This window comes from Amycolatopsis sp. WAC 04197 (genome assembly GCF_003947475.1).
GTDB lineage: Bacteria > Actinomycetota > Actinomycetes > Mycobacteriales > Pseudonocardiaceae > Amycolatopsis > Amycolatopsis japonica.
The window spans coordinates 57,750-74,018 of record NZ_QHJK01000004.1; the positions used below are offsets into that span (position 1 = coordinate 57,750).

Annotated in this window: 17 protein-coding genes; 7 read left to right on the top strand and 10 right to left on the bottom strand. The window is 67.9% G+C overall.

The features are described from left to right. Positions 1–161 precede the first annotated feature (161 nt). On the top strand, positions 162–1,148 hold the full coding sequence (locus tag DMC64_RS17025) for a hypothetical protein (RefSeq protein ID WP_125734329.1): 987 nt from the start codon (positions 162–164) through the stop codon (positions 1,146–1,148). Between the two features lie 59 nt (positions 1,149–1,207). On the opposite strand, the gene DMC64_RS17030 is transcribed toward DMC64_RS17025, so the two are convergent. After that, positions 1,208–1,705, bottom strand: a complete 498-nt coding sequence (locus DMC64_RS17030; protein WP_007033814.1) for a DUF3830 family protein — start codon at positions 1,703–1,705, stop codon at positions 1,208–1,210. Continuing rightward, the gene (locus tag DMC64_RS17035; RefSeq protein ID WP_125734330.1) at positions 1,705–2,955 is read right to left on the bottom strand and encodes an aspartate aminotransferase family protein; all 1,251 of its coding nucleotides are present in this window, start codon (positions 2,953–2,955) and stop codon (positions 1,705–1,707) included. Before DMC64_RS17035 ends, DMC64_RS17030 begins: the two co-directional genes overlap by 1 nt. An 88-nt stretch (positions 2,956–3,043) precedes the next feature. Between DMC64_RS17035 and DMC64_RS17040 the strand changes: the two genes are divergently transcribed. The 3 genes from DMC64_RS17040 (at position 3,044) to DMC64_RS17050 (ending at position 6,473) form a co-directional block, all read left to right on the top strand. Further along, positions 3,044–4,507: an NAD-dependent succinate-semialdehyde dehydrogenase gene (locus DMC64_RS17040; protein WP_125734331.1), complete on the top strand. Its 1,464-nt coding sequence runs from the start codon at positions 3,044–3,046 to the stop codon at positions 4,505–4,507. Continuing rightward, positions 4,504–5,565: a tartrate dehydrogenase gene (locus DMC64_RS17045; protein WP_037341203.1), complete on the top strand. Its 1,062-nt coding sequence runs from the start codon at positions 4,504–4,506 to the stop codon at positions 5,563–5,565. Before DMC64_RS17040 ends, DMC64_RS17045 begins: the two co-directional genes overlap by 4 nt. A gap of 431 nt (positions 5,566–5,996) precedes the next feature. Further along, positions 5,997–6,473, top strand: coding sequence for a DUF4262 domain-containing protein (locus DMC64_RS17050; RefSeq protein ID WP_037341205.1), 477 nt, complete (start codon positions 5,997–5,999; stop codon positions 6,471–6,473). A 4-nt stretch (positions 6,474–6,477) separates the two neighbouring features. Here DMC64_RS17050 and DMC64_RS17055 read toward each other — a convergent pair whose 3' ends face one another. Genes DMC64_RS17055 through DMC64_RS17065 form a run of 3 tightly spaced genes read right to left on the bottom strand, consistent with a single transcriptional unit; the run spans position 6,478 to position 8,729 of the window. Continuing rightward, positions 6,478–7,170 (bottom strand): GntR family transcriptional regulator, encoded by a 693-nt coding sequence (locus DMC64_RS17055; RefSeq protein ID WP_125734332.1) that lies wholly within the window; start codon positions 7,168–7,170, stop codon positions 6,478–6,480. A gap of 3 nt (positions 7,171–7,173) precedes the next feature. After that, complete coding sequence (locus DMC64_RS17060) at positions 7,174–7,944, bottom strand: maleate cis-trans isomerase (protein ID WP_051972349.1); 771 nt, start codon at positions 7,942–7,944, stop codon at positions 7,174–7,176. A 44-nt stretch (positions 7,945–7,988) separates the two neighbouring features. Beyond that, the gene (locus tag DMC64_RS17065) at positions 7,989–8,729 is read right to left on the bottom strand and encodes a maleate isomerase (RefSeq protein WP_016336992.1); all 741 of its coding nucleotides are present in this window, start codon (positions 8,727–8,729) and stop codon (positions 7,989–7,991) included. A 100-nt stretch (positions 8,730–8,829) separates the two neighbouring features. On the opposite strand from DMC64_RS17065, the gene DMC64_RS17070 reads away from it, so the two are divergent. Then, positions 8,830–9,819, top strand: coding sequence for a D-2-hydroxyacid dehydrogenase (locus DMC64_RS17070; protein WP_125734333.1), 990 nt, complete (start codon positions 8,830–8,832; stop codon positions 9,817–9,819). 8 nt (positions 9,820–9,827) lie between these two features. After that, positions 9,828–11,204, top strand: a complete 1,377-nt coding sequence (locus DMC64_RS17075; RefSeq protein ID WP_073848335.1) for an amidase — start codon at positions 9,828–9,830, stop codon at positions 11,202–11,204. 48 nt (positions 11,205–11,252) lie between these two features. On the opposite strand, the gene DMC64_RS17080 is transcribed toward DMC64_RS17075, so the two are convergent. Together DMC64_RS17080 and DMC64_RS17085 are read right to left on the bottom strand one after the other, a co-directional pair. Then, a complete protein-coding gene (locus DMC64_RS17080) occupies positions 11,253–12,473 on the bottom strand; it encodes an MFS transporter (protein WP_125734334.1) in 1,221 nt (406 codons plus the stop codon). Beyond that, on the bottom strand, positions 12,470–12,988 hold the full coding sequence (locus DMC64_RS17085) for a helix-turn-helix domain-containing protein (protein ID WP_125734335.1): 519 nt from the start codon (positions 12,986–12,988) through the stop codon (positions 12,470–12,472). Before DMC64_RS17085 ends, DMC64_RS17080 begins: the two co-directional genes overlap by 4 nt. A 107-nt stretch (positions 12,989–13,095) precedes the next feature. Here DMC64_RS17085 and DMC64_RS17090 point away from each other — a divergent pair, with 107 nt between their 5' ends. Further along, positions 13,096–14,070: an aldo/keto reductase gene (locus DMC64_RS17090; RefSeq protein WP_199755002.1), complete on the top strand. Its 975-nt coding sequence runs from the start codon at positions 13,096–13,098 to the stop codon at positions 14,068–14,070. On the opposite strand, the gene pqqB is transcribed toward DMC64_RS17090, so the two are convergent. Genes pqqB through pqqD form a run of 3 tightly spaced genes read right to left on the bottom strand, consistent with a single transcriptional unit; the run spans position 14,067 to position 16,269 of the window. Then, complete coding sequence (gene pqqB, locus DMC64_RS17095) at positions 14,067–14,930, bottom strand: pyrroloquinoline quinone biosynthesis protein PqqB (RefSeq protein ID WP_125734336.1); 864 nt, start codon at positions 14,928–14,930, stop codon at positions 14,067–14,069. The genes DMC64_RS17090 and pqqB overlap by 4 nt on opposite strands. After that, positions 14,927–16,006: a pyrroloquinoline quinone biosynthesis protein PqqE gene (pqqE, locus tag DMC64_RS17100; RefSeq protein ID WP_199755003.1), complete on the bottom strand. Its 1,080-nt coding sequence runs from the start codon at positions 16,004–16,006 to the stop codon at positions 14,927–14,929. Before pqqE ends, pqqB begins: the two co-directional genes overlap by 4 nt. Continuing rightward, the gene (gene pqqD / locus DMC64_RS17105) at positions 15,997–16,269 is read right to left on the bottom strand and encodes a pyrroloquinoline quinone biosynthesis peptide chaperone PqqD (RefSeq protein WP_125734337.1); all 273 of its coding nucleotides are present in this window, start codon (positions 16,267–16,269) and stop codon (positions 15,997–15,999) included. The genes pqqE and pqqD overlap by 10 nt, the downstream gene beginning before the upstream one ends.

Below are 16,269 nucleotides of genomic sequence, written 5' to 3' on the forward strand. Positions count from 1 at the left end.
TGGCCCGGGCACCCTGCTCCCTCCGGCATCTGACCTCGGTGAGCGTATCCGGGCGAAGACCCACCGAAATCGGCCAATTAGGGCACACGATCTCGACAACCCCGCCACAACCGGCCTGACCGACGGTCAACGGGTCGAACGTTTCGCCCTAGGAGGGGAACATGATCAGCAGGAATCCGCGGCGCGGGCGAGCACTGCTCGCCTCGGCCATCTTGGCCGCCGCGACGCTGTTCGCGGGGGTCACACCGGCGGTGCAGGCCGCACCAGGGGACCGGAGCGACGTCTTCATCCGCGACAACACGTCCGATGTCGGGTTCGAACCCTCGACCGGTTCGCTCTACTCCAGCCCCGACATCCGGGTGTGCGCCGGGCCCACCTACTGCCTCACCGACGACCCGGTCACCCAGGGAAGCACCGCCTACATCCACGTCACTCTGAACAACCCGGGCCCGTACGGGGACAAGCTCGAGAAGGGGACGCTGCAGGTCTACTACACGAAGCAAGGCACCGTGGCCCAATGGGCGAGCCAATGGAACTACATCGGCTCGCTCTCCAATGTGAGCGTGCCCTACGGCACCAAACGGGTCGTCATCCCGTGGAAGGTCCCGTTCGGCTCGCACTTCTGCCTGCTGGCACGGTGGCTTTCGCCGACCGACCTGCCGACCGAAGGCTTGAGCACGTCCACCAACGCGCGCAAGAACAACAACATCGGCTGGCACAACGTGAACGTCCTGCCGTTCAAGATCAAGGTCCCCGAGTACCGGCCGATCGTGTTCGGCTGGGACGGTCCCGACCCCACCGCGGTCGGCGACATCGTCTTCACCCAGCCGGGCAGGCCGTTCACCGGCCCGGGGCGGATCACCATCGACCTCGGTCCCGATCTCGCCGCACGCTGGCGGGCAGCCGGAGCGAAGGGTGAGGGTGTCGAACGGATCGGCGAGACCGAGCTGGCCATCGTGAACCCGCAGCGGGCCCGGATCAGTGGTCTGACGTTCAAGTCCGGCGAACAGGTGGACGCCAGGCTGAGCTTCACCGCCGGAGCGGAGGCGGCCGGGGGACAGCAGTACACCGTCCACGTGACTCAGGTCGACCAGCGCGGCGAAGAGGTCGGTGGCGTCGAGTACCGGCTCTCCGAAGCGCGACAGTAAGCCAGGAGGGGTGCCGGCCCGTGGGCGGTGAGGGTGGAAACCCGCACCGCCCACGGGTTTCACGCACGGGCGAACGAAAGCGTCTCGCCCTCGACACCGCGCAGCCACAGATCCTGCGCGGCTTCCGCCATTTCGGCCAGCCCCTCTTCGATCGTCGCGAACACGTTGCCGGGCACCCAGCCCGCGTCGCCGTTGATCAGCAGGTTGTTGCGGCCGTAGAAGATCGCGAGATCCGTCGCGCCCTGGTCACTGTGCGCCTCACTGCCCTCGTCGTAGCCGTACGCCGGGTTGCCGATCTCCCAGGCTTCGAACCCGAAGTACACGACATCCCCCGGAATCGGGGTCACCGTGGGGTTTTCGCGGCCCGGTTTCGGTTCGGCGAAGGGCGGCACGAGCGTGTAGACCTCGTTGCGCGCGTACTTCGCGTGGTAGGCCGAACCGCTCTGCGGCAACGCGTCCCACACCGCGCGGCAGGTCCGCGGGGCTTCGGCGTCGAGCAGCCGGGCGCGACAGGACACCCCGCGCTTGTCCAGGGTGATCGTGATGTAGCGGGCCATCACTCGACCCCCGCCACGACGTCGCCCCAGATCCGCAGTGCCTCGTCGACCTGTTCGGAGTCGACGATCAGCGGCGGCACCATCCGGACGACGTTCATGTACGCCCCGCAGGTCAGCAGCAGCAACCCGTTGGAGGACGCGGCTTTCTGCGCCGCCTGGGCCTTCGCCGTGTCCGGCTCGCCGTCCGGCGTGGTGAATTCGGATCCGACCAGCAGCCCCAGCCCCCGTACGTCACCGATCGACGGCGACTTGTCCGCGATCACCCGCGCGCCTTCCAGGAGCTGGCGTCCTCGTTCGGCGGCGTTCTCGACCAGACCTTCGCGCTGGATCACTTCGAGCGTGGCGATCGCCGCGGCGCAGGCCACCGCGTTGCCGCCGTAGGTGCCGCCCTGGGAGCCGGGGAGCGCCTTCGCCATCAGCTCCTCCGACGCGGCGATGCCCGAGATCGGGAAGCCGCTCGCGAGCCCCTTCGCGATGAGAACGATGTCCGGGCGCACCCCGAAGTGCTCGTGACCCCAGAACCGGCCCGTGCGGCCGAAACCGGTCTGGATCTCGTCCATCACCAGCAGGATCCCGTGCTTGTCGGCGCGCTCCCGCAGCCCGGCGAGGAACTCGGGGTTCGCCGGGACGTATCCGCCCTCGCCGAGTACCGGCTCGATGAAGAACGCGGCCGTCTCGTTCGGCGCGCAGACCGTCGCGAACAGGTAGTCGAGCTCGCGCAGGGCGAACTTCGTCGCCGTCTCCTCGTCCCAGCCGTAGTGGAAGGCGTACGGGAAGGGCGCGACGTGCACCCCGGACATGAGCGGCGAGATCCCGGCGCTGAACCGGGTGCCCGACGTCGTCATCGTCGCCGCCGCGACGGTCCGGCCGTGGAACCCGCCCTGGAAGACGATGACGTTGGGCCGCTTGGTCGCCTGCCGTGACAGCCGGAGCGCCGCCTCGACCGCCTCACTGCCGGAGTTCGCGTAGAAGAGTGAATCCAGCCCCTCCGGCAGGACACCGCCCAGCTTCTCGGTCAGCTCCAGCATCGGCTTGTGCATGACCGTCGTGTACTGCCCGTGGATGAGTTTGCCGATCTGCTCCTGCGCCGCGCTCACCACGTGCGGGTGGCAGTGGCCGGTGCTGGTCACGCCGATACCGGCGGTGAAATCCAGGTGACGTTTGCCATCGGTGTCGTAGAGGTAAACCCCTTCACCGTGGTCGACCACGACCGGCGTTGCCTGCTTGAGCAGCGGTGATAGCTGGGCCATGGGCTGCGCTCCTAGGTCGGCTGAGCTGTTGTCGATTGTTGACAATATCCATAGCATGGCGTTCGGGACAACATGGAGGAGCGTTGGGATGAGCTCGATCAGTGAGGCCGGCGTGGTCACGTCGGTCGACAAGGAACTGTTCATCGGCGGCAAGTGGGTGCCCGCCGCCGACGGGAAGACCTTCCCCGTTCTCGACCCCTCGACAGGCGAAGCCCTGTGCGAGGTGGCCGACGCGTCACCGGCGGACGGTGTCAGCGCACTCGACGCGGCCGTCGCCGCGCAGGCCGACTGGGCGAACGTCGCCCCGCGTGAACGCGGTGAGATCCTGCGCCGCGCCTACGAACTGCTGATCGAGCGCGCCGACGAGCTCGCCTTGCTGATGACCCTCGAGATGGGCAAGCCGCTCGCGGAGTCGAAGGGCGAGATCACCTACGCGGCCGAGTTCTTCCGCTGGTTCGCGGAGGAAGCTGTCCGGATCGACGGTGGCTACGCCGTCGCTCCCAACGGGACAGGCCGGTTCCTCGTGACCAAACAGCCGGTCGGCCCGTGTCTGCTGATCACGCCGTGGAACTTCCCCATGGCGATGGGCACCCGCAAGATCGGGCCCGCGGTCGCGGCAGGCTGCACGATGGTCATCAAGCCCGCTGCTCAGACCCCCCTTTCGATGTTGGCCCTCGCGGCCATCCTCGCCGAAGCGGGATTGCCGGAAGGCGTGCTGAACGTGCTGACGACGTCGGACTCCGGCGGCGTGATGGAGCCGTTGATCCGGGACGGTCGTGCCCGCAAGCTGTCCTTCACCGGCTCGACCGGCGTCGGCCGGAAACTGCTGGAACAGTGCGCGGACAAGGTGCTCCGCACCTCGATGGAACTCGGTGGCAACGCCCCCTTCCTCGTCTTCGAAGACGCCGACCTCGACGCGGCGGTCGAAGGCGCCATGACCGCGAAGATGCGCAACATCGGTGAGGCCTGCACGGCCGCGAACCGCTTCTACGTCCAGCGGGGCATCGTCGACGAGTTCTCCCGGCGCCTCACCGAGCGCATGGAGGCCCTGCCCATGGGGCGCGGTACCGAGGAGGGTGTCGTGGTCGGCCCCCTCATCGACGAAGCCGCCGTCGAGAAGGTCAGTGGCCTGGTCTCCGACGCCACCGAGCGAGGAGCGCGCGTCCTCACCGGTGGATCCACTGTGGACGGTCCGGGTAACTTCTATCAGGCCACGGTGCTCACCGACGTGCCCAAGGACGCCCGGCTAGCGTCGGAAGAGATCTTCGGGCCGGTCGCCCCGATCACCCCGTTCGACAGCGAGGACGAGGCCATCGCGGCGGCGAACGACACCGAATTCGGTCTCGTGTCCTATGTGTACACCTCCGATCTCAAGCGGGCATTGCGGGTTTCGGAACGACTGGAGGCCGGCATGATCGGTCTCAACCAAGGGCTGGTTTCGAATCCGGCGGCGCCGTTCGGCGGGATCAAGCAATCCGGCCTCGGCCGCGAAGGCGGCACCGTCGGCATCGACGAGTTCCTCGAGACCAAGTACATCGCGGTGGCTCTGTGACTTCTTCGTATCGGATCGCGAGCATCCCCGGCGACGGGATCGGTGTCGACGTGACGGTCGAGGCCCGCAAGGTCCTCGACCGCGCGGCGGCGTCGCACGGCTTTTCCTTGTCATGGCAGGAGTTCGACTGGAGTTGTGAGCGGTACACCAAGACCGGCTCGATGATGCCGGACGACGGTATCGAGCAACTCTCCCGGTTCGACGGGATCTTTCTCGGTGCCGTCGGCTTCCCTGGCGTCCCGGATCATGTTTCCCTGTGGGGCCTCCTCATTCCGGTTCGGCGTGCGTTCGGGCAGTACGTCAATCTCCGGCCGGTCCGGCTGCTGCCGGGGACGACGTCGGCACTGGCCGGCCGGAGCGCCGACGAACTGGAGATGGTGATCGTCCGGGAGAACTCCGAGGGCGAGTACTCGGAGATCGGCGGCAGGCACAATCGCGGTCTCGGCAACGAGTTCGTCTTACAGGAATCCGTGTTCACGCGGGTGGGGGTGGAGCGGATCATCCGCTATGCCTTCGAACTGGCGAAGACGCGGACGGGGCGGGTCTGCTCGGCGACCAAATCCAACGGGCTCATTCACTCGATGCCGTTCTGGGACGAGATCTTCGCCGAGATCTCTTCGGAGTATCCGGACGTGCACGCCGAACAATGTCATGTCGACGCGCTCGCCGCGCGGATGGTGCAGGCGCCGGACCGGCTCGACGTCGTGGTCGCTTCCAATCTGTTCGGCGACATCCTGAGCGACCTGGCGGCGGCCGTGACGGGCGGGCTCGGGATGGCGCCTTCGGGCAATATCAATCCGACCGGTGAGCTCCCTTCCATGTTCGAGGCGGTGCACGGCAGCGCTCCCGACATCGCCGGACAGGGCATCGCGAATCCGGTGGCGCAGATCCTGGCGGGGGCGATGCTGCTCGAACACCTCGGGGAAACCGTTGCGGCACAAGACGTACGCGCCGCGGTGGAAAAGGTTCTCGAGGAGGGGACCGTGCAGACCCCTGACCTCGGTGGGAAGTCCACCACCGCCGAACTCGGGTCCGCGGTGGTCGCCGCTCTATCTTGAACCATCCGACCGGTGACGTGTCAAGTCCCGGATGCCATGAATGGTCCATTCATGGTTTCGGTAGTACGTGAAGGCCCCCTTCACTGCGTTAGGCGCAGTGAAGGGGGCCTTCACGTACTTGAGTGGCTTCGGATGGGGGCCACTCGACGCCGCCGTGGTCGCTGAAGGTTGCGAAAGTGGCTTTCGCAACACGTCACCTTTCCCAACCTTCAGATAGTGCCGACCCGCCGTTGAACTTCGCGGATTCGTTCCTCTCGGCAACCCGCAGATTTTCTCGAAGTGACGAAAAACGTTGCCACGAAAGGGAATCTCGGCGCGAACTCCGGTATGAAAGCCCGTTCGTCGCACGCGCGCCGATCCGGGGCGCGAGTTTTTGTCGGTGCCCCGGTGCACAGTGTCGATCATTGGATTCGACGACTGGAGGAGTGCCGATGTGCTGGCATTGCGACAACCCCGGAAAGACCCGCGCCGACTACCTCACCGAGGAGGTCCGTCCGCTGATCCGGAAGTACGGCTGGATGGTGCAGACGGTCGAGCGCGGAATCGTGCAACCAGGCTTCGCGTATACGGTCGGGCTCACCGACGCCGGGCTTCCGGAACTGGTCGTCACCGGCCTGAGAGAACGAAGATCCGGTCAGCTGCTGAACTATTTCGCCCAGCAGGTGGTCCGGTCGGGGCCGCCGGAGCCGGGCGAGGTGCTGCCCGCGGAGGTGGGCTGGCCGTCATTGGAGGTCGTCCCGCTCAGTTCGCCGTCGGCGCATCTGCTCACCGCCGTCCTGCTGTACGGCGAGGACTTCCGTGCCCTGCAACTGGTCTACGAGGACGAGCACGGAAATTGGCCATGGGACAGGGAGTTCCGTGGCGGGACCGGTGGGCAGCCGGTGCTGGGGGCGCGGGGCCGTGGCTGAATCCCTAGGGCACCGCGGGAGCTTCGCCCTCCCGCAGGCTGGTTCCCGGTGCCAGTCGCTGGACGGCGTCCTCCATATGGGCTTCCAGCAGCGAAAGCGCGGTCTCTTCGTCGCCCGCCCGCAGGGCCTCGATGATCCTGGTGTGCTCGGTGACCCGTTCTTCGACCCGTTGATAGGTCCCCTGCAGAGCGGTGAGGCACATCCGGGTCTCGATCAGCAGCGTCCGCGCCATGCGCACGAGCCGTTTGCTGCCGGAGGCGGCGATCAGCGCCTCGTGGAACCGGAGATCCGCCCAGGAGAGCGCGGTCGGGTCGTCGTCGTCCGCGGCGGTGGCCATGGCGCGGACGGACTCTTCGAGTTCGGTGGCGACCCGTTCCCGGTCCCCGCGCAAGGCGCGCAGCATCGCGGCGCGTTCGATGGCCGAGCGCGCCGAGTAGATGTCGTAGACGTCGCCGGGTTCGAGGTCGATCACGAACAGCCCACGGTGGCGCTCGCTGCGCAGGAGCCCCTCGGAGACGAGGTGCTGCATCGCCTCGCGCAGCGGCCCCCGCGAAACCTGGAACCGGGAGGCCAGATCCGTTTCACCGAGCTGGGTGCCGGGAGGGAGGGCGCCGGTCATGATCGCGTCCCGCAGCTGGCGCGCGATGATCCCGGCGGTCGACTCCCGGCTGACCGGCTCGATTTCCGGCAAGGACATGGTTCAGCTGCTCCTCAGTCCGAACAGCGCGCCCAAGGTGCGGACGAGCGGGGCCTTGCCGGTGAGTCGCAGGCCCTCCCAGACAGTGACCTGGTTGGCGGTCAGCACCGGCTTGCGCAGCCTGGTTTCGAGCGTGTTGATCTCGCCGAGCGTCCGCATGGCGGTGTCGGGGACGAGCAGCGCGTCGGCGGCCGGGTGGTCGCGGCTCACCGCGAGTTCGACGACGGCTTCCGGGGCGAGTTCGCCGACCTCGGCGGCGGTGTCGATGTCCGCGCTGCCCATCGAGACCACTTCGATCCCGCCCGCGCCGAGGAATTCGACGAACAGGCGGGCGACGTCGTCGGGGTAGCTGGCGGCGACCGCGACCCGCCGGACGCCGAGGGCCTGTGCGGCGTTGACGAAGGCGAAGGAGGTGCTCGACGCCGGGACACCGGCGACGGCGGCCAGCCGGTCGGCCTGGTCGCGGGCGCCTTCCCAGCCGTAGACGAAACTGCCGCTCGTGCACGCCCAGACCACCGCGTCCGGTTCGTGTTTGGCCAGCAGCGCGGCGCCGTCGGCGAGCCGGCTTTCGCTGCCGAGGTCCAGGAGCTCGGGCACGGCGTGCAGATCGGTCCCGTAGATGTGCTCGACCGGCAGTTTGATCCCGGCCATGTCCCCGCCGAGGAGCTGTTCCGCGAGCGGGTAGTCGTCTTCGGCCGCGTGATCGGGGTAGATGAACCCGATGGTGGTCGTCTCGGACGGCGGCTCGGGTGGGGCGAACGGCGTGATGGGCACGGAACCTCCGGAGGGCAGATTGTCGACAATCGTAAGGGAAGAGGTCAGTCGACCTCCCGGAGCCACTTGCCGGGCCCGACGATCGGCAGGTTCATCCGCCGGAGGCAGGCCCACATCGTGAGCTGATTCGCGGTGAGGACCGGTTTGCCGAGCGCGCTTTCGAGTGGCTCGATCAGATCGTAGGTGGGGAGGTTGGTGCAGCTGACGAAGATGGCTTCGGCGTCGGCGTGGTCGGCGGCGAGGATGCGTTCGGCGATGGTTCGGTAGCTGACCTTCCAGATGCCGCCGCCCAGGCCGAGATGGTCGCTCGAAACGGTGCGGACGCCGAGTTCGGCCAGGAAGTCGTGCAGCTTCCCGGTCAGGTCGCCGTCGTAGGGCGTCAGCACCGAGACGCGGTGGAGGTCGAGCTGATGCAAGACCTCCGCCAGTGCTCCGGACGTGGTGACGGCGTCCGTCGCGCCCGCGTCGCAGATCGCCTTGGTCAGAGAACGTTCGTAGTCCACACCGTTGACGAAACTGCCGGAGGTGCACAGATAGGCGACGACTTCGGGCTCCACGTGGAGCACGTCCCTCGTGGCGGCGGCGAGATGCCTGCTGTCGCTGACGAGCTGGGCCATCTCCATGCTGACGGGCACTGGCTCGTACGGTGTGCGCGCCAGATGGAGGGAGACCTCCATGGGCACCCAGCGCCACAGCTCGCGTTCCAGGGCGAGGTCGAAGGGGGCGATCACGCCGATACCGCGCTGCGCCAACGGGCCTTCGAACTCCAGTAAGTCGAAATCCAAGTCTCAGCCTCCGGAAAGCTTCTGCTGTCACAGGTCCGGTGCTCCGGGGGTCGTTCCTCGGATTGTTGACAATCATACGAGCCACTTTTACGGTGTCAACGTGATCGCCTCGGAGACCCCTGTGCTGGCGGTGCTCTGCGGAGACACGCGCCCACCGGACATGCGCGCTATCGAAGCCGAAGCGGTGGTTCGTTACACCGACGCGGCCGGGTTGGCCGACGCGTTATCCGGCGCCGACGCGTTCTTCGTCTACGACTTCCTGTCCACCGCCGTCCCGGGCGCGTGGCACGCGGCCGACCGGCTGCGCTGGCTGCACATCGCCAGCGCGGGCGTCGACCCGGTGCTGTTCCCGGGGCTGCAGGAGAGCGACGTCGTGCTCACCAATTCGCGTGGGGTGTTCGACGGGGCGATAGCCGAGTACGTGCTCGGCGTCGTCCTCGCGTTCGCCAAGGACTTCGCCCGGTCGTGGGACCTGCAGAAGCAGCGGCAGTGGAAGCACCGGGAAAGTGAACGGATCTCCGGCCGCCGGGTACTGGTGGTCGGCACCGGGCCGATCGGCCGGTCGATCGCGCGGATGCTGCGGGCGGCCGGGATGTCGGTGGCGGGTGTCGGACGTCGTCCTCGTGAGGGCGATCCCGACTTCGGCGACGTATACGCGTCTTCGGAGCTGTCTCGTCATCTTCCCGGGGCGGACTACGTCGTCGCGGTCGCGCCGCTGACCGAGCAGACCAAGGGCATGTTCGACGCGGAGGCCTTCGCCGCGATGAAACCCGGCTCCCGGTTCGTCAACGTCGGCCGCGGTGAACTGGTCGTCACCTCGGATCTGATCGCCGCGCTGCGGGACGGTTCGCTCGGTGGTGCGGCGCTCGACGTCTTCGACACCGAGCCGCTCCCCGTCGACAGTCCTTTGTGGACTATGGAGAACGTGCTGATCTCGCCGCATATGTCGGGTGACTTCGTCGGCTGGCGTAATACTCTGGTAGAGGTGTTCGCGGACAACTTCCGTCGCTGGCGCGCGGGGGAGCCACTGCGCAACGTCGTGGACAAGCAGCTCGGATACGTGCCGTCGGAGACGCTTCGCCAAGGTTAGGGGCCGGATTGAACGACACCAAGTTGACCGCGAGTGAGCTCGTCGCCGCGTATGCCACCGGAGAGCTGTCGCCGGTGGAGGCCACTCAGAACGCGTTGCGTGTCATCGAGGAACGCGACGGTGAGACCAACGCCTTCTGTCTGGTCGATGCCGACGGCGCGCTCGAACAGGCGAAAGCGTCCGAGGTTCGGTGGCGGGACGGTAATCCGATCGGCTGGCTCGACGGTGTCCCGGCCTCGATCAAGGACATGTTCCTGACGCAGGGCTGGCCGACGCTGCGCGGTTCGCGCTGCATCGACCCCGACCAGCCGTGGGACGTCGACAGCCCAGTCACCGCGCGACTGCGCGAGAACGGCTTGGTACTGCTGGGAAAGACCACGACGCCGGAACTGGCGTGGAAGGGCGTCACCGACAACACGCTGACCGGGATCACCCGCAACCCGGTCGACCCCTCGACGACGGCGGGCGGCTCCAGCGGGGGCAGTGCCGCGGCCGTCGCGGCGGGGATGGGTGAGCTCTCCGTCGGCACCGACGGTGGCGGCTCGATCCGGATTCCGGCTTCGTTCTGCGGAATCGTCGGTCTCAAACCGACACACGGCCGGATTCCGCTGTTCCCGGCGAGCCCGTTCGGGCCGCTCTCGCACGCCGGTCCGATGGCGCGTTCGGTGGACGACACGGCGCTGCTTCTCGATGTTCTCGCGATGCCCGACTACCGTGACCCGGCCGCGCTCGCCCCGCCGGTCTCGACCTACCGCGAGGCCGTCCGCCGGGACGTGCGCGGGCTGATCGCCGCGTACTCGCCGACACTCGGCTATGTCGACGTCGATCCGGAGGTCGCGGAGATCGTCAAGTCGGCGGTCCAGTCGCTCGGGGACGCGGGCCTGCACATCGAAGAGGCCGATCCCGGGTTCACGGATCCCAAGCCCGCCTTCGACATTCTGTGGTCGACAGGGGCGGCCAAGTGGCTGGACACCTTCCCCGCCGGTTCGGAGAACAAGGTCGATCCCGGGCTGCGGAAGGTCTGGGAATTCGGCAAGACCTTCTCGGCGAGCGACTACCTCGGCGCCAACGCCGAGCGGGCCGCGCTGGGCATCCTGATGGGCGAGTTCCACACGCGCTACGACGTGCTGATCACGCCGACGCTGCCGATCCCCGCCTTCGAAGCCGGACACGAGGTGCCGCCGGGCAGCGGGCTGAGCGGCTGGCCGGACTGGACGCCGTTCACCTATCCGTTCAACATGACCCAGCAGCCCGCCATCAGCGTGCCGGCCGGCCGCACCTCCAGCGGCCTCCCGGTCGGCCTGCAGATCGTCGGCCCTCGGCACTCCGACGACCTGGTGCTCGCGGTCGCGAAGCTCCTCGAGGAGGTCCGTCCCTGGCCGTGACCTGCGGAAAGGGAGCAAGGGACCTTTGCTACCACTTTCGCGGGGCGGTCAGGGCAGGGCGGCGTGGGTCTTCCGGACCAGTCCGCGCACCTGGCCGCTGCACAGGGCGAGACAGGTGGCGGCCACGACCAGGGCGGCGCACGCGAGCAGGGTCGTGCCGACCCCGAAGTGCTGCGCGGCCGGTCCGGCCGCCATCTGGCCGAGCGGCAGGGCGATGAAGGAACCGAGCATGTCGTAGGAGTAGACGCGCGCGAGCTTGTCCTCGGGAACGTTCTCCTGCAGCGACAAGTCCCACGCGACCACGAACTGCTCGATCGCCAGTCCGGAGACGAACATGGCCGCGAGCAGCAACGGGAGCAAGGGCGCCTGGCCCAGGAGGATCAGGGGCGGCGCTTCGAAGAGGATCACCGCGACCCCGACGAACAGCGCGCGCCGCGGCTGCCATCGGGCCACGAGGATCCCGCCGACGAGTGAGCCGATCGTCTGCGCGGCGAGGGCGAAACCCCAGCCGGAGCGCCCGAAGCTGCTGTCGGCGACGACGGGGCCGAGCACCGCGATCCCGCCGGCGATGACGGCGTTCACCACCATGAACTGCACGACCACGACCCACACCCAGGTCCGTGACCGGAATTCGCGCCAGCCTTCGGCGAGTTCCGCCAGTGGACGGCTGCCGGGCACGCGTTCCCGGCGGTCGAGGCGGATGCGCCGGTAGGACAGGGCGGAGCCCAGGAACAGGAGCGCGTTGCCGCCGAGCGCCCAGCCGGGGCCGACCGCGGTGACCAGGATGCCGCCGAGTCCGGCGCCGGCGATCCGGCCGGAGTTCGACAGCAGCCTGGCCAGCGCGTTCGCCTGCGCGAGCTGGGTGGCGGGCACCGTCAGCGGGGTGAGTGACGCCGAGGCGGGGGCCGAGATCGCGGCCACCGCGCCGTTGACCACGCTCAGGCCGACCAGCAGCGGGATCGACGCGAATCCACAAAGGACACTCGCGGCGATGACGGCCTGGGTCAGGGTCGCGGCGACTTCGGTGCCTTGCAGGATCACCGAACGCGGCAGCCGGTCCGCGAGCACTCCGCCGAACAGCAGCAGGACCACGCTCGCCACCGAGCGGGCGCCGACGACGATGCCGATGTCGACGGCGGAACCGGTCAGGTCGATCACGGCGAACGCGAGCGCGAGCGGGGCGACGGCGTTGCCGAACTCCCCGAACGTGCGGCCGCCGATCAGCCAGCGGAAGTTGTGCTGGCGCAACGGTTCGCGCAGGGACGTCACGGACGCCTCATCTCGAACATCGCGACCGTCGCGCTGACCGGGATCGTGCCCCGGGTACGGGGCGGTTTCGCGGCCGAGTGCAGCAGATCGCTCAGTTCGCGAGCGTGTTCGAGCGCCTTCTCCCAGGTCTCGCGGTCGACCCACATCTCCGCGTCGCTGATCGACCCGCGTTCGTCCGGCAACCGGAATTCGCTGCGGCGCTTGAGTTCTTCGACCATCGCCGCGATGAGCAGCTGTTCCTCGTCCGGGTGCTTCGAGGTGAACCGCATACCGGACTCCGGGTCGTGGCGGTAGCGTTTCGCCAGCCCGCCCCGGATCCGGACTTCCTCGGCGACGTCGAGCAGCCCGGCCTCGTGCAGCCGCCGCAGGTGATAGCTGACATTCGCTTGGGTCTCGCCGAGTTCGCGTGCGGCTTCGGCCGCGCTCATCGCGACACCGGTCAAAAGCGACAGAATGCGCAGCCGCACGGGATGGGCCAGGACGCGCAGCCCATCGAGGCTGGGGGACTCGGGCATGGCACGAGTATCGACTGCCGGGACGTCAACCGTCAAACAGTTATTTGGGGGTTTCGTTGGCCGGGAGAACCGGTGCGGTGATCCGATGTCTGTGCTCTGCTGGAGTCATGCGTACGACGACATTGGGCAGGAGCGGTCTCGAGGTGTCGAGGATCGCCTTCGGCACCTGGCAGCTCGGTGGGGACTGGGGTTCGTTCGACGAGGACACGGCGATCGCCGCGATCCACCACGCCCGCGAACTCGGGGTCAACCTCTTCGACACCGCGCAGGCCTACGGTTTCGGGAAATCCGAAGCCATGCTGGGGAAGGCGTTGCGCGAGGAACTCAAGCGCGACCGCGACAGCCTCGTCATCGCCACGAAGGGTGGCATCAAGCCGCGCTCCGAACGGCCACGCGACTCCCGGCGCGAGTGGCTGACGCAAGGCATCGAGGACAGTCTTCGCTTCCTCGACGTCGACCACATCGACCTCTACCAGATCCACTGGCCCGACTCCGCCGCCCCGGCCGAGGAGACCGCGGGGATCCTGCAGGAGTTCGTCGACGCCGGGAAGATCCGGCACGTCGGCGTCTCGAACTACGACACCGCAGGGCTCGCCGCCTTCGACAAGACCCGTCCGGTGGAAACCCTGCAGCCGCCGTATCACCTGTTCCGCCGCGACATCGAGATCGATCCTCTGCCGTACGCGCGGGAGAACGACATCGGCGTCCTGGTGTACAGCCCGCTAGGCAGCGGCCTGCTGACCGGAGCCTTCACACCCGAGACGACGTTCGAGAAGACCGACTGGCGGTCTCGGTCGTCGGCGTTCACCGGAGACACCTTCCTGCGCAACCTCGCCGTGGTCGACAGGCTCAAGGAATTCGCCGCGGGCAAGGGGATCTCGGTCAGCCAGCTCGCGATCGCGTGGACACTCGCCCAGCCGGGCGTGCACGTCGCGATCGTGGGCGCGCGCAAGGCCGCCAACATCGAAGCCAGCCTCGCCGCCGCCGACATCGACCTGTCCGCGGACGAGCTCGCGGAGATCGATCGGCTCACCGCCGACGCAGTTCCTGTTTCAGGCGCGAGCCCCGAAGGCGTTGCCTAGAGTTTGAATTCCGTACCGTCCAACGGAAGGGAGGCGCCGCCGGCCAGTACGGCGGCGTGCTCCGGCGAAGCCGGGTCGATCACCGGGTTCGTGTTGTTCAGATGCGTGTACGCCCACTGCGGGCCGGGCCGGAGCTTCGCGAGGCTGCCGGTGATCGGCAGATGCCCCATCGCCAGCTGTGTGCCGTCGCCGACCTCGGCCGCGGTGGCACCCGACATCTCGTCCGGCGCGTAGAAGGTTCCGTCCAGCAACACCAGGCCCGCGTCGCGGGTGAAGTCGTCGAATCCGTCCGGCCAGCTCTTCAGGCAAGGCGCGTAGACGAAGACGCCGCCGGTCCGGACGTCTTCGATCCGGTACGCCACCACCCACGGTCCGTCCTCAGTGGACGAGCGGGCGTACTTCGGCCGCTTGTCGCTCACGGGAAGCATGCTCACGCGGAGACCGTCGATGGAGACATCCGACGACGGCAGCCACTGCCAGCCACCGTAGCCGTCGATGATCGCCCGCGCCGGAAACTGTTCGGACAAGGCACCCAGAACGGCTTCCGGTGCCCACACGGGAAGGCCGCCCGCTTCCCGCAACAGGAGCAGGCCGAGGGAATGGTCGAGTTCGGCGTCGGTCAGCAGCACCCCGCGCAGCGGGATTTCCCGTGGTCCCGGCCCGGCGCGCAACGGCGGCGTGGCGAGGATCTGCGCGCGGATGTCCGGTGACACGTTGAGCAGGTACCAGCCCTCGCCGTCCGCGCTCACCGCGACACAGTCCTGGGTCCGCGGCGGCGCGTCCGAGACGCACAGCGCGCACGCGCAGTTCCACTGCGGGAAGCCACCGCCCGCCGCGGTGCCGAGCAGGATCACCCTCATCGCGGCGCCCGCATCACGAGTTCGTCCGTTTTCGCCTGCGTGGACAGAATGAGGTCGACGACGCCGCGGTGCGGTGAACGCGAGCACACCGGGTCAGTCGCGGCGGCGTCACCGGTGAGCTGGAACGCCTGGCACCGGCAGCCGCCGAAGTCGATCGCGCGCCGCTCGCAGGTGCCGCAGGTGTCCGGCATCCAGTCCTCGCCGCGATAAGCGTTGAAGGAATCGGATTCGTACCAGATCCAGGCCAGCGGCTTGTCCCGCACGTTGTCGAATTCCAGTGTCCCGATCGCCGTCGACGCGGGACACGGCAGCACGTTCCCGTCGGGCGCCACCGTCAGTTGCCGTGCGCCCCAGCCGTACATGCACGGCTTCGGGTACTGCTCGTAGTAGTCGGCGACGACGTAGATGATCTCCATCCGGCCGCGCAGCCGTTCGGTGGCCGCGCGCACGATCGGCTCGGCCTCGTCGAGTTGCCGCCGGGACGGCATCAGGGCGTCGCGGTTGCGCAGGGCCCAGCCGTAGTACTGCGTATTGGCCAGTTCGAGCCGGTCCGCGCCCATTTCCTCGGCGAGGTCGATGATCCCGGCGAGCTGGTCGTGGTTCTGCCGGTGCAGCACGACATTGACCGAAAGCGGCAGCCCGGCCTTCTTGATCAGTTCGGCGGCGACCAGTTTCCGGTCATGGGCCCGCGCGCCGGCGAGCCGGTCCGCGCGGTCGGCGGTCGCGCCCTGGACGGAGAGCTGGACATGCGCGATACCGCGTTCGACGAGATCGTCCAATCTGGACTCCGTCAGGCCGAGCCCGGACGTCACCAGGTTGACGTAGCACCCCAGTTTCGTGGCGTGCTCGACCAGGATGGGCAGATCCGGTCTGGCGAGCGGCTCGCCGCCGGACATGTGCACCTGGAGCACGCCGAGTTCCCGCGCCTGCGAGAGCACGGAGAGCCATTCCTCTGTGGACAGTTCGCCGTCACGCGCGATCAGCTCCACCGGATTCGAGCAATACGGGCAATGCAGCGGGCAGCGATGGGTCAACTCGGCCAGCATGCCCAGCGGTGCCGCGGTGTTCAGGTCCATTCGACGATCCGCCGATCTCCGAGCCGGGACAGGACGTCCAGGATTTCTTCCTCGCGAACACCGGCGTAGCGCTTGCGCAACGCCGAGGCGATCCCAGCGACGTCTTCGATGCCATCACAAAGGGAAAGTACGGCCGCCGCCGTGGCGTTGGGGACAAGCACGCCTTCGGGGAATAGGAGGACATGCGTTTCCCTGGTCTGGTCGTAGCTCAGCCGGACTCCGCGCCGCAGCCGGGGCACCGAGCCCCTTTCGAGGGTGGTCAT

What these genes read in the sequence shown, in the direction of transcription:
- DMC64_RS17025 (WP_125734329.1), top strand. Translation starts at nt 162, where the DNA reads ATGATCAGCAGGAATCCGCGGCGCGGGCGAGCACTGCTCGCCTCGGCC.
- DMC64_RS17030 (WP_007033814.1), bottom strand. Translation starts at nt 1,705, where the DNA reads ATGGCCCGCTACATCACGATCACCCTGGACAAGCGCGGGGTGTCCTGT.
- DMC64_RS17035 (WP_125734330.1), bottom strand. Translation starts at nt 2,955, where the DNA reads ATGGCCCAGCTATCACCGCTGCTCAAGCAGGCAACGCCGGTCGTGGTC.
- DMC64_RS17040 (WP_125734331.1), top strand. Translation starts at nt 3,044, where the DNA reads ATGAGCTCGATCAGTGAGGCCGGCGTGGTCACGTCGGTCGACAAGGAA.
- DMC64_RS17050 (WP_037341205.1), top strand. Translation starts at nt 5,997, where the DNA reads ATGTGCTGGCATTGCGACAACCCCGGAAAGACCCGCGCCGACTACCTC.
- DMC64_RS17055 (WP_125734332.1), bottom strand. Translation starts at nt 7,170, where the DNA reads ATGTCCTTGCCGGAAATCGAGCCGGTCAGCCGGGAGTCGACCGCCGGG.
- DMC64_RS17085 (WP_125734335.1), bottom strand. Translation starts at nt 12,988, where the DNA reads ATGCCCGAGTCCCCCAGCCTCGATGGGCTGCGCGTCCTGGCCCATCCC.
- DMC64_RS17090 (WP_199755002.1), top strand. Translation starts at nt 13,096, where the DNA reads ATGCGTACGACGACATTGGGCAGGAGCGGTCTCGAGGTGTCGAGGATC.
- pqqB (WP_125734336.1), bottom strand. Translation starts at nt 14,930, where the DNA reads ATGAGGGTGATCCTGCTCGGCACCGCGGCGGGCGGTGGCTTCCCGCAG.
- pqqE (WP_199755003.1), bottom strand. Translation starts at nt 16,006, where the DNA reads ATGGACCTGAACACCGCGGCACCGCTGGGCATGCTGGCCGAGTTGACC.
- pqqD (WP_125734337.1), bottom strand. Translation starts at nt 16,269, where the DNA reads ATGACCACCCTCGAAAGGGGCTCGGTGCCCCGGCTGCGGCGCGGAGTC.